Genomic DNA, 14,931 nt, shown 5'->3' with positions numbered 1-14,931 from the left:
GTGAATTCCTGAAGGTAAATAATCTAGCCATCAAATAGGTTGTGATTTATTCAAATAAGGCACTTAAATTCCTCAAAGATGGTGTTTTTTATTTAAAATGAAATGCTTCGGATTGTTATTCTGAAGGAGTTGCTCAAAATTGACTTCATATCTTTATCAAAATACTTTTGGAAGGACAAAAAAACAGTGCGTAAAAGGCATTTTATCTACCCAGATATGTTATACAAAACGAGATAACTGAATGGACCGTATACAAAATACTTTGAAGGAGAGATGAGGAATTGTAACTCTTGGTTTGATGGGCAAAAAGCTTGTAGTAGGTTCTGTTATAATGTGGAAATGTATCTTTGTATTGCCTTGATTGTTAATGTTTTGTTGTTTTGGGTGTTGGAAATGTATATGGCTGATAATCAATATGGAAGCCATGTTGTCTCAATTAAACAAGTTTTTTGTGCAGTCTATTGATTTTTATACCTAATATTCAAGGGAAGTTTGTATTTTACGATGAATTTGAAGACTTTTTTACAATTCTGTTAGAGAAGCCTTAAATTCTAGAAAAAGAATCCTATTTTTGTCGATGCTAAAGTTTTTAGACTTTATTGCTTGTTAAAGCGATTCAAAGCTTAGGCTAATAAAGCAAAAATATTCCATCTTTATCAATGAATTGGAATAGGGGTATCCCCAAGCTAGATTGTGCAAGAGTGTGTCTACTGAATAAGATAAGAATACATTTTTTTCACAATTTATAAAATGAGCGAATTAATTAGCTTCATTTTAAATCAGGCGAAACGCCTAAAAGTTATAAAAAAGTAGCTTATGAAAAGATTTATATTACTCACGTTGGTTGTATTAAGTATGGGGTTTGCTGCTAATGCACAGCAGGAAGCTATGTTTACAAAATACATGTTTAATCCGTTGCCATTTAATCCTGCTGTTACAGGAACAACAGGGGCTTTGGATATGGTTTTGTTGCACAGACATCAATGGTTTGGCTTGCAAGGCGCTCCTTTAACACAACATTTTTCAATTCACTCACCATTAAAGATAGGAAAGGAAAACGAGAATGCTTCTATTGGAGGTTTTTTGGGGCATGATCAAATTGGTGCTACTAGAACTTTCATGGGATATGTCACCTTTAGTTACCGCTTGCGACTGAATAATCCTAAAAAGAAAAATAGGATTATTTATTTAAATATTGGTTTGTCTGGCGGTGTTGGCAATTGGTCGGCAGATTTTTCTAAATTGAATTTAGACGATGCAAACGATCCTTCTTTTCAAAACTTAACACCTAATATTTGGTTGCCCAACTTTGGAGCTGGACTTTATTTGTATTCCAAAATGTGGTATGTAGGAATTTCTGCGCCCAAACTTTGGACGAACAACATGCGAGCTCGTGCTCAGAGTGAAAGTGCTAATTTACCAAGGTCACAAGAGTATCGTCATTATTACTTGACGTTTGGTGGTGCCATTAAAATTAATGATAATTTTGTGATTCGTCCCTCGTTCTTATTGAAGAATGTTGGACTTTTTGTGGCTAAAAATGCTCAAAATACAGTTGGTGCGCCAACAGAGTTTAATGTAGATTTAGGCTTTTTGTTAATGAAGCGTTTTTGGATAGGTGCTTCTTTCCGTTCTTCTGTAGAAGCCGTTATTGGTCAAGGCTCCTCGTTTGATTCGGTTGATTTTTGGATGGGAATGCGTCTCAAAAATGGTATCCGATTTGGCTTGGCGTACGATTATCCACTCAATAGCATGCTAGGACCTGGAATTGGTTCTTATGAGGTTATGTTGGGATATGACCTATTCAAAACAAAAGAACTAGAAGATGGTGGTCGAGTAATTGACCCCCGTTACTTAAACTTCTAACAACAACAAATAACACACTATCACACGATCTAATTCACTATTGTTCTGTTAGTGTCATCAATACTGAAACACGATATAGATCCTTATAACTTTTCTTAATAGAACTATGCGATTCTCAAATTATATACTAACCTTTTCTTTTATACTGGCTTTTTGTCTTAGTGTCAATGCTCAGCGAGCTAAACTCAATCGTGCAGAGCGTTTGATGGGACAGCATAATTACACGGCTGCAATTGACATTTATTTAGGTATTTTGGACAAAGGGAACAATGATGATGCAATCATTGGCATAGCAGAGTGTTATCGACGTGTAGGCAATCCTGATGAAACGGAGTACTGGTATGGCTTGGTATCTAGAATGCCCAATGCTCCTCAAAAATCTTGGTTGTATTATGCACAAGCTTTGCAACGGAATGGAAAATATAATGAAGCTAAAACTTGGGCTGAAAAATATGTGAATCAGATAGAGCCGAACAACACACAAGCGATGTGGTTGATTAAGTCTTGTGAAGAGAATGTAGTTCAGGATTTGAGAGCGTCAGGCAAACTTTATAAAGTAAGTCCTGTTGATGAAGTCAATACAGAAAATGACGAATTTTCACCTGCTTACTTTAAAAATGATTTGGTGTTTGTTTCAGCTAGAGATCGCAAGGCGTATGTAAAACGATTCAATCGCTGGAGTGAAGAAGAGAACAAGCCGTTTACAGAAATTTATACGGTTAAAAGAAACCAAATAGGAGAGCCTGAGGAGTATACGTATAACTATGGTAAAGTAGAAAAGTTTAGCAAAGGCTTGAGCTCTAAATTTCACGATGGACCATTGACCTTTAATGCAGAGTTTAATGAAATTTACTATACACGCTCTAATATGGGCAAATCAGATGATGGCGTCATTCGTTTAAAGGTCTATCAATCAAAAGGAAGTCCAAGCAAATATACAGAGCCTCGTTCATTGCCGTTTAACAGTGATGAATACTCTGTCTTGCACCCTTCGCTTTCTGACGATGGTGAAATGTTGTTCTTTTCGTCAGATATGCCAGGTGGTTTTGGAGGATACGATTTGTATGTGTCTTATTTAGAAGATGGTCGCTGGTCGCCCCCTGTTAACTTGGGACCGACTGTAAATACAGAAGGAAATGAGGTATTCCCTTTTCATCATGAAAGTGGGACCTTGTATTTTGCTTCAAATGGTTTAGTTGGACTGGGAGGACTGGATATTTATAAAACAAAAGAAAATTATGGTGCTTGGACGGACCCTATTAATTTGGGGTATCCTATTAACACCGTAGATGATGATTTTGGTTTTATTATTAACGATGAGCAAACACACGGTTATTTTTCTTCAAACCGAAAAGGAAAAGGTGGGGATGATATTTATACATTTACCAAGTTATCTGTTACTGTTGAAATTAACGTGTTTGATGAAGAAACCAAAATGCCTATTGAAGCTGCGGATGTCTTTACACCTTGTTCCGAAGTACAAAACTTCTTGACCAATCAAGATGGTAAAGTAATCATGGAATTGCCATTAAATAAGGCCTGTGACTTTGCCGCAGAAAAATTAGGGTATCAACCTAATTCGGTACGTTTGTCTTCCAAGAATGAACCTCCAGGAAAGACCTTGTATGTGCAAATTCCATTAAAATTAGAGTGTATTTTTAGCGTATCGGGAACAATTGTAGATGGTTTAACTAATGAACCTGTTGATAGCGCATTGGTTCGTATGCGTTCTTATTGTGGCGGGGAAGAGGACGAACTTTCTGTTTACACAGATATAGAGGGGAAATACTTGTTTAGAGATGTCCGAGAGGATTGCGATATTCGTGTAACTGTCGAAAAACCTGGCTTTACCAAAGGTTCGGTGACCTTTAAGACAGGAACGGAGTGTGGTCCAGGTGCCGTAGCCAATGGTGTTGTTGATACCAACGGTGCGATTGTTCAGTCGATTCCTTTGTATTGTTATGGTCCTAATTGTGATAATGACACGATAGGAGGTGGAATAACAGATGTAAATATAGATCCTGATTCAGAAAAATGTGTGAAGGATTCTATAGCCCTTCCAGATGGAGGTGTTCGAGTAGAATATTGTGATGGATCAGCAAAAGAAATTGGGGCAGATGATAGGATTGTTGATATAGATAAAGATGGTATAAGAACAGAACGTCCTAGTGTGGGAACAGCAGAGTTGGTTAATATTTATTATGACTTTGATAGAGCGGATATTAGAAGAGATGCTAGAGCAGGTTTGGATGATTTGATAACGATTCTTCAAGCGTATCCAGAAGCTAAAATTAAAATTACTTCTCATACAGATGCACGAGGGAAAAAAGGCTATAATAAGCGTTTGTCAAAACGAAGAGCGGAATCTGTTATTCGTTATTTAATGGATAAAGGAATTGATAAGAGCCGTTTAAGAGCTAAAGGAATGGGAGAGGAAATTATGATTAATGATTGTTATGATGGGGTAGAATGTAATGAAGAGCAACACCAAGAAAACCGTCGTACAGAATTTATGATTATTGAATATGTGCCACCTAAGTTTGGTGACGGGAAATCAAAACGTCCAGCCAATATAAAAACAAACCCTTGTACAAATTGCCCTAGTGCACCTAATGTAGAGGGAGAAGTTGAAAGCATAGAATCATCTACAAATGATTTTTAAGATAGAATTTCATTTAGTATAAAATGACAAAAAGCGTTTAGAGATTCAATCTCTAAACGCTTTTTTATGGTGCCAAACCGAGGTGAAAAAATGGCATAAAGTAGATAAAACTTATAAATCTAACGAAAAAAAATGAACTACACAAGCCCTAAAAACAATAATCTTCTATAGGGTTTTAATTGAAAAAAATCCTTGTTTTTTTGCTTTAAAAGTCGTATCATTAGCTCGTCTAAATTTGTTTAATTAAAAACTAATAGCAAATGACAAAAGAAGATTTTGACTTCAAAGCTTTGAAAGCACTAAAATATAACGATTATAAACGACAGTATTTCAAAGATGCTGTATTGAACAAATCAAAGGGCGGTTTGATTTTGACTATTTTTGATATCGGTACCGCCAAAAAGACTTGTGCCTTTATTCCTTTTCTTAAATATAAAGAAGCAGAAAGTGCCTTTAAAGTTTGGAAAAATCTTAAAGATACTAGTTTAAAAAAATCGGCATGTAAAGTAGCTTTGGGAAAAGTTTCTACGAAAAAAAATAGCGATGGACTACTAGAGGTGACTTTTGACATTTCTAAAGGGTTGAAAAATCCAGCTAAAATAGAAGCAGCTGCTCGCCCACTATTCGACCTTGTCGAGAAAGGATTAAAAGTTGTTGGGACAATAGAAGAAGGAGACAATGTGCCTACCGATGGAACGACTGTAGAGGATACTCCTACCTCAACTCCTGATGATAAAACAGCTCCTGCTCAAATTAAAGAACTTATATTGGGAGTAACAGGAATTCTAAAAGAGGCTTTGCCTAAAGTGATTATTCCGAATATTAAAGCAAAAAAGGTTTCTTCTAAAGATGCTGATACTATCAATGATTTGTTTTCCAAGTTGGAAGACTTGAAAGCTGTTTATGAAAAAGCTGGTTCTGAAATTCAACAGAAAATTGACAAACATTACAACTCTATTCTGAATCAAATTCCAAAATTAACCAAAATTAAAACGGCTATAGATAGTCTTTTGGGGTTAATCGAGGCACAAGAAGATGTCAAAACAGAACAAGGAGATACCGAAGAGGTTAAGCGATTGAAGGAGCTATTGGATTATGCTATGAAAGAAACGGAATCTATTTGGAAAAACTTTAATAAAACAAAGGACGAAATCTCAAATGCTACTTCTCAAATTATTAAAGGAGGAGATGAATTGTTAAACGCATTATTTAATTAGACTTACCCCCAATATTCTAAAGGCCATAGAACGTCTCTGAATATTATGAAATCATAACCATTATGCCAGTAGTAAAATCAAAAGCACTTGAAGAAGGGCAAAAAGAATTGGAACGCCTTAGAGAGTTGAAGCAAGAAATCTTAGGCAAAATGCCTAAAGAGTCTAATTTCTTGACGAAAAAATTGATCAAGTTATTAGAAAAACAATTGGACAAAATTGAGGATAAGATTAAAGAGGCAGAAGAAAAATTAATAGAAGCTACCAATGCCTCGGATTTAGTTAATCCTGAGGTTTTAGGTAAAGTAAAAGATATTGTGGAGGATGTTGCAGAAGGAAAAACGGATGAGGCTATCGATCATGTCAAAGACCTTGCACAAGAAAAAGTAGACGAAATCATTGATGAAAAAGTCAAAGATGAAACACTTGCTAGAACTGCTAAAGACGTGATCGACCGAACAATGGATGGTGATTTTGATGGCGTAGTTGATGTGGTTAAAGATGGTGCTAAAGATAAAGCAGGGGAGGTAATTGATAAGCATGTTAAAAACGAAAAAATAGCCGAAGTTTTAAAAGATGTTGTAGATGGGGCTGTTGATGGTGAATGGGAGAACTTGCTAGAGATTGTCAAAGATGGTGTTGTTGATATTGCAGAGGGTAAATTAGAAGAGTTTATTAATAAGATACTGGACTTGTTTGAAGCTCAAATCAAAATTAAGATTGAGTTTGATATGAAGGAAGAAGCCAAGGCACTTATTCCTAAAGCATTACAAGAAACAAAGAAAAAAGCAGGTCCTCATTGGTCGGTAGAACTAGCCAAGAACCTTAGTATCCGATTGGTTAAGGAATCAGCTATTATTATTAAAGCAGAAATCAAGCGTTTAACCTCTGAAAATGGCTTAAAAATATTGACGCAGATTGCTAAGGATGCCTTAATTGCTACTTTGCAAAGTGGTCTGGCTGGTCGAAAAATCAAAGATATACTGAAAGAACTGGTACAACAAATTGCGCAGCATCCTGAGTTTAAGAAAATTATCAAGGATTTCAAACGCAAAATGTTGACAATGTTTATCCGAGTAGCAGAAGAAGAGGTTGAAAAAACAGTAGGACCTGTTGTAGATGCATTTTTGCGTGTGCATTCTCCTTGGACAGGAACATTATTAAAAACAGGCAAGCAAACAGCAAAGGTTGGACCATTTTGGGGATGTGTTAGCTTGGCGTTGAGTATACAAGCTGATTTAACAGCCAAATTAAATGCCGAACGAAAAGGCTTAGGAGCAATTGGAAAAGGAGGCTTGTCAGGAAAAGTTTATGCAGGTGTTGGAATTGAAATTGGATTTGATGTTCCTTTGGTAGGGGATGTATCTATAGAAGGAGGTGTACAGGGGGGACCAAGTATTAATGCTTTAGCAAGTCTTAGTTTTAGTTTTAAAAATGCCGTTGTTCATGCCAAAGTAGTTCCTGCTACTTTAAATATTGATATGTCAGCGCGTTTGTATTTGGAGACGCCTATACCTAATCGCATTCTAAAATACGTTCCTGCTTATTTGTCTAGCACGTCTGTTGTAGAACAAACAATTTATTATCCATTAGGACGCCTCAATTTGTTGACAGCAACTACACCTGGATATACGTTGACATTTGATATGGTTAATAAAAAATATGCCTATATCGGTGCTTCTGGAAAGTATACAATAGGAATTCACCCCAAGGTGAAAGCTTATTTGAAAGATGTCAAAGAGGCTATTGAAGAAGCTGCTCAATCGGTTGTGGATACCGTAAATCCAACCAATTGGGACTTAAATCCATTTGATGAAGAAGGATGGATTGGTAGCTTGTTCTAAAACGCAAAATTGGCAATAAAAATAGATTAGATAATGGCTCTAAAATTACACATTGTAACTTTAGAGCCATTTTATTGATGTTTACAATAGTTTGGCAAGAATAGGTTGGGCTTTTGCTCCCAAATAAGCTACAGACTCTTTTTGCAAATGCTTTTTATAGTTTTCCGCCAACTGAGAGGGGACATTGCTTAAATCCTGTGCTTGCAAAAATAGCACTTCATTTTCCTCTTTGCTAAAGCTAAATCCATCTGCATCTAGCTTAAGTTTTGCGACAAAACTAGGGAAATTATCTAAGGGCAAGAACTCAACTAAAGCACCTGTTGTAGCTTCTTTTTTTATTCTATAAGTTAACAATTCCTCTTTGTTGTCAGAAACTAAAATTGCCCCTTTCTCTGTCAAGACCATAGAAAATGCAGATAATGTATTCTTGACATTTTGTACTTGCTCTTCGGGCCAATCTTCTAACTTTTTACTTTTTAAATCTGAAAATTTCCACAACTTGCCAAATAATTGTTGAAGGACAGGCGAAGCTTCATTTTTAGAAAATTCATTTTCATTCGCTTTTAACGAACGTTCCTTCATTTCTTCAACGAACTCCTGCAAATAAGCATTGATATATTCCTGTGCCAAATCATGATGCCCAACTTTAGCTGCTTTCATAAAACGATAGGCCTTATTAGGGTCTCCTTGTTCATAGAAAACAGTACCCAAGCCATAAAGTGCATCTTTTTGGCGTAAGCCCTTTGTTTTGGCAAGAGTAGTATAAGTGGCTTCGGCTTCTTGATATTTTTTTAATCCTAGTAATGCAGCCCCTTTTAGCAAAGTTGCTCGGTCTGTTAAGCTTTTGTCATCACCTGCCTTTTTTAGCAAGGTTACCACGTCTGTTAGGGCTTCTTCAAATTGAGCTAGTTCAATTTTTGTTTCAATAAGCATTAAGAAAGCTTCCGTTTCTTCTGGGGCTAATTCGATACAAGTTTGTAGAGCCACCAACGCATCTTCTAGTTGAAGGGCGTATAAGCAGGCTTGTCCCAACACTCTATAAAACATAGCGTGTTTTTCTTCTACTAATGCTGTTGCTAATGTTAAATGTTCTACAGCTTGGGCAAACTTATTTTGATCCAATAAACTTTGCCCATAGTTGAATTGATGCATGTGATTATTAGGAGCATTTTCTATAATTTGCTCGTACAACGGAAATGTAGCTTCGACACGACCTAATTCTTTTAGAATATTAATTTTGGATAAAACCCCTACTTCACTAAATTCTTGTTGAGATGCCAAAAATAAATCAATATCAATTAATGCTGCTTCGTGCTGCCCTAGTCCACTCAATGCGTCAGCTCGGTATAAGTAAGCGGATAATTCTTCTGGTTGCACCAAAATAGCTTGATTGATTAGCTCCAAACCTTGTTGGTATTCTTGGTATTGTGTAATTAAGAAACTGGCTTTAGCAATTAAAGCGGTTGGATTTTTGGGGTCGCGTTTCAAGATTTTACCCCAAATTATTTGAGCATCATCAAAGCGTCCTAAAAGCTGTTTTAATTGACCAAATTGAAGTAGATAGTCCAGATTATTCGGTTCAAATTCTAATGCTTTTGCCAAACAAACTTCTGCTTCATCATAACGAGGAATAGACTCTAGTAAAAGGGATTTGGCCAAATAATAATAACCAAAAGCTTCATTAGGATATTCAGAAACAGCCTGTTTGGAAAGCGTTTCGAAGGTGTCGTATTGATAATTTATTACAGCCGTTTCTAAGGCTTCTATGAGTTGAATTTTATCCATTGTTATGGTTTTGAATTAGAGAGAGTCGTATTCTCATTAATTTTTTCCTACAATGAAAGATAGGGAATTTAGTATAAAAAGGGAACTAATAAAGAAGTATTCTTTTGGTAGTTTTGATAACTTTCTAGGTGGCCGTATTTTTTTTGTGCTGCCTTTTGTAGCAAAGGAATTCCACTAACAAAAACTAATAGAAAAATAATCCAAAGGGGACTAATAATTGCTAACCATTCCCATTTCTGTAGAGAAGGTGTAGCGCAAATAAAAATCCCTATCCAACAAAGAATTTCACCTGTATAATTGGGATGTTGTACATACTGCCAGAGTCCAGATTGTATGAATTGTCCATTATTAGTTGGATTTTGACGAAAAGTAAATTTTTGTTGATCGGCAATCGTTTCTATAATAAAACCAAACAACCAAATCAACAGACCTAAAACATGAATTGGTGTTAAAATGATATTAGGGGTTTGGTAAATGATAATAATAGGGATGGATAAAATTAAAACACTACTTGCTTGAAGTAACCAAAAACCAGCAAAACGAATGAAATTCTGCCGTAATTTATCAAAACGATCGTCTTTATTCATAGCATGGATACGTTTAAATAGATAGCTTCCTAACCGAATGCTCCAACTCATAATCATAAGGAGCAATAAGTGGTGCATCCAGCTATTGGCTCCTTGAAACCACAACACTCCTGTCAAAGAAGCAAAACTAATGCTATAAAATAAGTCGGTAGCTTTATCGCTTTGTTGGGTGTATCCCCAAACGAAACCAATTGTATTGATAATAATAACTGTAAGAATAGATTCCAATAACATAGTTTGACATTTTTATTAGGATAATGATAGGATATTTTTCTATTTAAAATAAGTACTAATAAGACAAAGGCATGATTAAAGATTTTGATACAACATCTACTATTTAAAGCAAAACGCTGTACATTTGAACCAAGTTTTGAACTACGTTAATATCTAAAAAATAGGAAACAATTGTTATGATAAAAAGAATACTTAGTGATTTTGCTAAAGTTCCTTCTCACATTCTTTACCTAATGGGGGCGGTGTTCTTTATACAATTGATAGACGCATCCCTGTTCATATTGTTCAATTTTCATTTAAAAAAATTAGGTTATGTCGATAGTGAAATAGCACATTTAATTTCTTATAAGTATGCTGCGGTTGTCTTATTTGCCTTTCCATTAGGATTATTAATAAAAGGGAGAGAACTACTTAAATTTTTTCGTTTAGCTTCTGTTATTACACCAACATTCATTTTGTCTGTTCTATTCGCTTTGGAATACGGTTATACAAAAATGGTCTATGTATTGGTTTTTTTGTTTGGAATGGGAACAATTTGTATTAGTGTAACAGCAATGCCATTTATTATATTAAATACGCCTAAAGAACGACATTCAGAAGCAGTTACGCTTTATTTTCAAGTATTTAGTGCAACGGCTTTTGTCTCAGGTATGTTGAATTATATTTTAAATTCTATTGCGCCTAATTTTTTTACAGAGGGAACAGTCTTAAAAGTATTTGGTTTGTTAGGCTTTACAAGTGTTTGGTTTGTTTCTAAAATTAAGGTAAAGGAAAATATCTCGAATCGTGTGCCTATTCAAACCTTTTTGCATGCTTATGAGTGGAAGAAAATAGGTATCGCTGTTTTTCCAACTATATTAATTGCAACAGGAGCAGGCTTAACCATTCCATTTATCAATTTATTTTTCTTGGGCGTGCACGGTATTGATTCCAAAGCATTTTCTTTGTTTGGCTCTTTGAGCTTTGTATTGGTAACTATTGTCATGCTATTTGTCCCTGCAATTCGACGAAAATGGGGCTACAATGTAGTTGTCAATGGTTTTCAAACTTTGGCTGTTGGCGCTTTGTTTATTATGGCGTCAACAGAGTGGTATGCCAATTGGGAATGGGCTGCTATGATAGCGGTAGTGGCCTTTTTGATTCGTCAACCATTGATGCAAGTTGCTTCACCTGCGATTACCGAAATGACAATGTATTATGTTGGAGAACGAAATCAAGAAATGATGGGCGCTTTAAATGCATCTATTTGGTCGGGAGCTTGGTTTTTTAGCTCTGTTATTTTTGGTGTTTTGAGAGCTTGGGAAGTTGCTTATGTGAATATTTTTATGATGACAGTCGTTATGTATGGTGTTGCTACCTTGGTGTATTATTGGTTGATCAAAGATTACGAACGTATGAAAAAAGCAGCTCCAGAGCTTTATCAAGAAGACAGTGAGACATCCTAAACTATGTTTTTAAATAGACATAAGCAATGCTAAGCCAAAGGGAATAGCAATGAGAATAAAGCAAACGATAACAATACGAAGCTCTTTTGGAAGCTGTTTTACCCCCGGAATGGGTCTTGAAAGAGTGTCTAGAAAATCTACAATCCAGAAATCTTTTGGGTTTTCATTGGCTGTAATAAACCCTCCTTCTATCAAAATTTGAGAAGCTTTTGCATAATCCTTTTTGTGAACCAGCAATTTAGCGCCTCCAGTCGCTCTTGCTTCTATACTGTATACCTGCAAGGTCAATTCATCTCTAGTGACCGTTTCAATACCAGCAGCTTCTAATTGCCTTTTAGCTAAAGACAATGCTGGCAAATCATAAAAATATTGTACGACAATTAAACTCATAAACTAGTATTTAAACCTACTGTTAAAACAAGTTGTAACGAATTATAGTTGGATTCATGTTTTGAAACTAGTAAAGCAAGAAATTGCAGCAAAAGAAAATAAACTCAACAGCTTATACTGTGCACAAAAGAGAGCCTAATAGCTCTCTGGTTCTACGTCTTTTCTAATAATAAACTTAACTCCAAGGGTAACTTCAATACTTAGGTTGATAATTTTATAATCTTCACTAAATGTTCTAACAGAAGTAGTTGATCTAAACGGATCTACATATTGCACCTGTGTTCCCCGCCTGAAAAACACTTGTGGCGTTACATCAGGACTTACATTGATTTCAAAAAATAAGCCAAATGGTAATTTAGGAGGTTCCCAGTCAATGCCAGCACCCAACCAAAATCCAAAATTAAGTGGCGTAACACCTTGAGCATCCAAATTATTAACAACATCGTTGGCGACTGTTACATCTAATCGAACCCCTGCTGCATAATAAGGCAAAACACTTGGGCTAAGCCTAAAATTTCCTTTTAATAAGGTAGCTAAAGAAATATTGTGAAAAAGATCGTTGACAACAAAGGTATTGGTGCCAAAGAAACCAGAATTATAAGAAGCCCCTCTTCTGTGGTATCCCAATTGCGCGACAAAACCCAAGCGTCGAGGGGTGTTTTCGCCTTGCCATTTTCCCATTGATTCAAAAACAAGGTCAGCATGATAAGAAATTAAAGCACGTTTACTTTGTTGTGTGCCAACTAACAAGCCTCCTTTTGCTCCAAAACCCATTTGTTGGGCTTGTGTGAAAGAGCAATATAACAAAAGGGCGATTACACTATAAAAATATCGTTTCATTGAGTTGGTATTTTTGTTTTGAGAGATTGGAGGGCAAAATAGGCACGATTCTTTTAAAAAGAAAAAAGAACCTGTTAAATATTAACAGGTTCTAGGTAGATTGTATTTTTTAACTAAAAACAGATCTTTTGATTGGTTTGATAACAGTATAAAGTAGCACTGTATCAATCTCAAAATTGGTTTTAGTCTTTTAAGATTTTTCTAGAAATAACTAGTTTTTGAATTTCTGATGTTCCTTCACCGATAGTACATAGTTTACAGTCACGGAAGAATTTTTCAACTGGAAAATCTTTCGTGAAACCATATCCACCATGAATTTGCACTGCTTCAGTAGCTGCTCTTACACAAGCTTCAGAGGCATAGTACTTGGCCATAGCTGAAATTTTAGTAACAGGCAAATGGTTATCTTTTAGATGTCCTGCTTTGCGAATCAACAACTCAGATGCTTCAATTTCAGTAGCCATATCTGCCAACTTGAAAGAAATTGCTTGGAAGCTAGAAATTGGTTTGCCAAATTGCTCTCGCTCTTTAGAGTATTTCAAGGCAGCATCGTAAGAACCTTTGGCAATTCCCAATGACAAAGCACCAATAGAAATACGCCCACCATCTAGTATTTTCATAGATTGGATAAAACCTTCTCCCTCTTTACCAAGTAATTGGCTTTTGTGTACACGACAGTTGTCAAAGATTAGTTCCGCAGTTTCTGAAGCACGCATCCCCAACTTGTTCTCTTTTTTACCACCAGAAAAACCTTCCATATCACGTTCGATAATAAAGGCACTCATGCCGTGACTATCCAAAGGCTCACCTGTACGAACGATTACAACCCCTACATCACCAGAACGACCATGTGTAATCCAGTTTTTAGTACCATTGATGACATAATAATCGCCATCTTTTTTAGCAACACACTGCATTCTTCCTGCGTCAGAACCTGTGTTTGCTTCTGTCAATCCCCAAAAAGCAATGTGTTCACCAGATGCTAATTTAGGCAAGTACTTTTGTTTTTGCTCTTCAGTACCAAACGACAAAATGTGGTTTGTTCCCAAAGAGTTGTGTGCAGCAAGAGACAACCCAATAGAGCTACATACTTTTGTCGTCTCTTCTATAATTGTAATGTATTCTTGATATCCCAAGCCAGAGCCCCCATATTCTTCAGGAACCAAGACTCCCATGAATCCTTGCTCACCCATTTTGTGGAATAAGTCTTTAGGAAAATGTTGCGCTTCATCCCATTCCATTACATGTGGACGGATATGTTTTTCTGCAAAATTACGCGCACTTTCGCGAATCATTTGTAGGTCTTCAGACGTATCTGGAGTCATATAATCTGTATTCATCACAATCAATTTTTATAATACGGACAAAATTAATATTCATTAATTCGTAGTTTCACCAAATCTAAAACTACAAATAACTGCCTTTTTAGGGCACACAAAAATAACATTTTTTTCCAATTTTTTTAAGGAAAATATTAAAAGGTATGGAGCCGCTTTTTTTTGAGAAAAAAATGCCTTTTTGCTGTTAAAAAAGTGTACATTGTTGCACAGTTTAATCTTTTGAACTACATTTATTCGATTAAGTATTCCCTTAATTGTTCAGAAACCTAATTTATTGGTTAATTTCCTCTATTGTTGAAATATCTTCTTAATATATTATTATTGGTATTGTTGGTCTCTCATACCTCAAAAACCATTATTACATTTGTCAGTTTCAAATGTAATCAAAGATATATTGCTTCAACACTATGTGAAAATAAACAAAAACCTGCTTTAGAGTGTGATGGTAAGTGTTATCTAAAAAAGCAAATAAAAAAACAACAAGAATCAGAAGATAGTCCTTTGTCATTGAAGAAAGTACAATTTTTTGATTTCTTTATACCACAAGAATCAAAACCATTTTCATTCTCATCTTATTATTCGCCTGTTCATGTTGTTCAAATAGCCAAAACCATTTTTTTCGAAGATATGGGCTTGTACGCTAGGCTATGGATAACTAAGGTACTCCGACCGCCTACCTGTTTTTAAATTTTGAGTATTATAACTACATTTTATAACTGATCTA

At 35.6% G+C, this 14,931-nt stretch carries 10 protein-coding genes; 5 read left to right on the top strand and 5 right to left on the bottom strand.

The features are described 5' to 3' along the window. Positions 1 to 816 precede the first annotated feature (816 nt). The 4 genes from QP953_RS26705 (at position 817) to QP953_RS26690 (ending at position 7,586) form a co-directional block, all read left to right on the top strand. Complete coding sequence (locus QP953_RS26705; RefSeq protein ID WP_309553453.1) at positions 817 to 1,866, top strand: type IX secretion system membrane protein PorP/SprF; 1,050 nt, start codon at positions 817 to 819, stop codon at positions 1,864 to 1,866. Positions 1,867 to 1,972: 106 nt separating this feature from the next. Continuing rightward, positions 1,973 to 4,528, top strand: a complete 2,556-nt coding sequence (locus QP953_RS26700) for an OmpA family protein (protein ID WP_309553452.1) — start codon at positions 1,973 to 1,975, stop codon at positions 4,526 to 4,528. A gap of 260 nt (positions 4,529 to 4,788) precedes the next feature. Then, on the top strand, positions 4,789 to 5,745 hold the full coding sequence (locus QP953_RS26695; protein WP_309553451.1) for a hypothetical protein: 957 nt from the start codon (positions 4,789 to 4,791) through the stop codon (positions 5,743 to 5,745). 62 nt (positions 5,746 to 5,807) lie between these two features. Next, on the top strand, positions 5,808 to 7,586 hold the full coding sequence (locus tag QP953_RS26690; RefSeq protein ID WP_052599173.1) for a hypothetical protein: 1,779 nt from the start codon (positions 5,808 to 5,810) through the stop codon (positions 7,584 to 7,586). Positions 7,587 to 7,667: 81 nt separating this feature from the next. Here QP953_RS26690 and QP953_RS26685 read toward each other — a convergent pair whose 3' ends face one another. Continuing rightward, positions 7,668 to 9,371 carry a tetratricopeptide repeat protein gene (locus tag QP953_RS26685; RefSeq protein ID WP_309553450.1) on the bottom strand — a complete coding sequence of 568 codons (1,704 nt, stop codon included), beginning with the start codon at positions 9,369 to 9,371 and terminating at the stop codon, positions 7,668 to 7,670. A 68-nt stretch (positions 9,372 to 9,439) separates the two neighbouring features. Further along, the gene (locus QP953_RS26680) at positions 9,440 to 10,192 is read right to left on the bottom strand and encodes a DUF1295 domain-containing protein (protein ID WP_309553449.1); all 753 of its coding nucleotides are present in this window, start codon (positions 10,190 to 10,192) and stop codon (positions 9,440 to 9,442) included. Positions 10,193 to 10,368: 176 nt separating this feature from the next. On the opposite strand from QP953_RS26680, the gene QP953_RS26675 reads away from it, so the two are divergent. Further along, positions 10,369 to 11,637 (top strand): MFS transporter, encoded by a 1,269-nt coding sequence (locus QP953_RS26675; RefSeq protein ID WP_052599176.1) that lies wholly within the window; start codon positions 10,369 to 10,371, stop codon positions 11,635 to 11,637. 9 nt (positions 11,638 to 11,646) lie between these two features. On the opposite strand, the gene QP953_RS26670 is transcribed toward QP953_RS26675, so the two are convergent. From QP953_RS26670 to QP953_RS26660, 3 genes are all read right to left on the bottom strand, one after another. Further along, positions 11,647 to 12,027 carry a putative signal transducing protein gene (locus QP953_RS26670; RefSeq protein WP_052599177.1) on the bottom strand — a complete coding sequence of 127 codons (381 nt, stop codon included), beginning with the start codon at positions 12,025 to 12,027 and terminating at the stop codon, positions 11,647 to 11,649. A 135-nt stretch (positions 12,028 to 12,162) separates the two neighbouring features. Then, positions 12,163 to 12,867, bottom strand: coding sequence for a hypothetical protein (locus tag QP953_RS26665; RefSeq protein WP_052599178.1), 705 nt, complete (start codon positions 12,865 to 12,867; stop codon positions 12,163 to 12,165). A 182-nt stretch (positions 12,868 to 13,049) separates the two neighbouring features. Continuing rightward, the gene (locus QP953_RS26660) at positions 13,050 to 14,192 is read right to left on the bottom strand and encodes an acyl-CoA dehydrogenase family protein (protein ID WP_408913555.1); all 1,143 of its coding nucleotides are present in this window, start codon (positions 14,190 to 14,192) and stop codon (positions 13,050 to 13,052) included. Positions 14,193 to 14,931 lie beyond the last annotated feature (739 nt).

Source organism: Aureispira sp. CCB-E (genome assembly GCF_031326345.1).
GTDB lineage: Bacteria > Bacteroidota > Bacteroidia > Chitinophagales > Saprospiraceae > Aureispira.
This window is presented reverse-complemented; position numbering and strand designations above follow the sequence as displayed.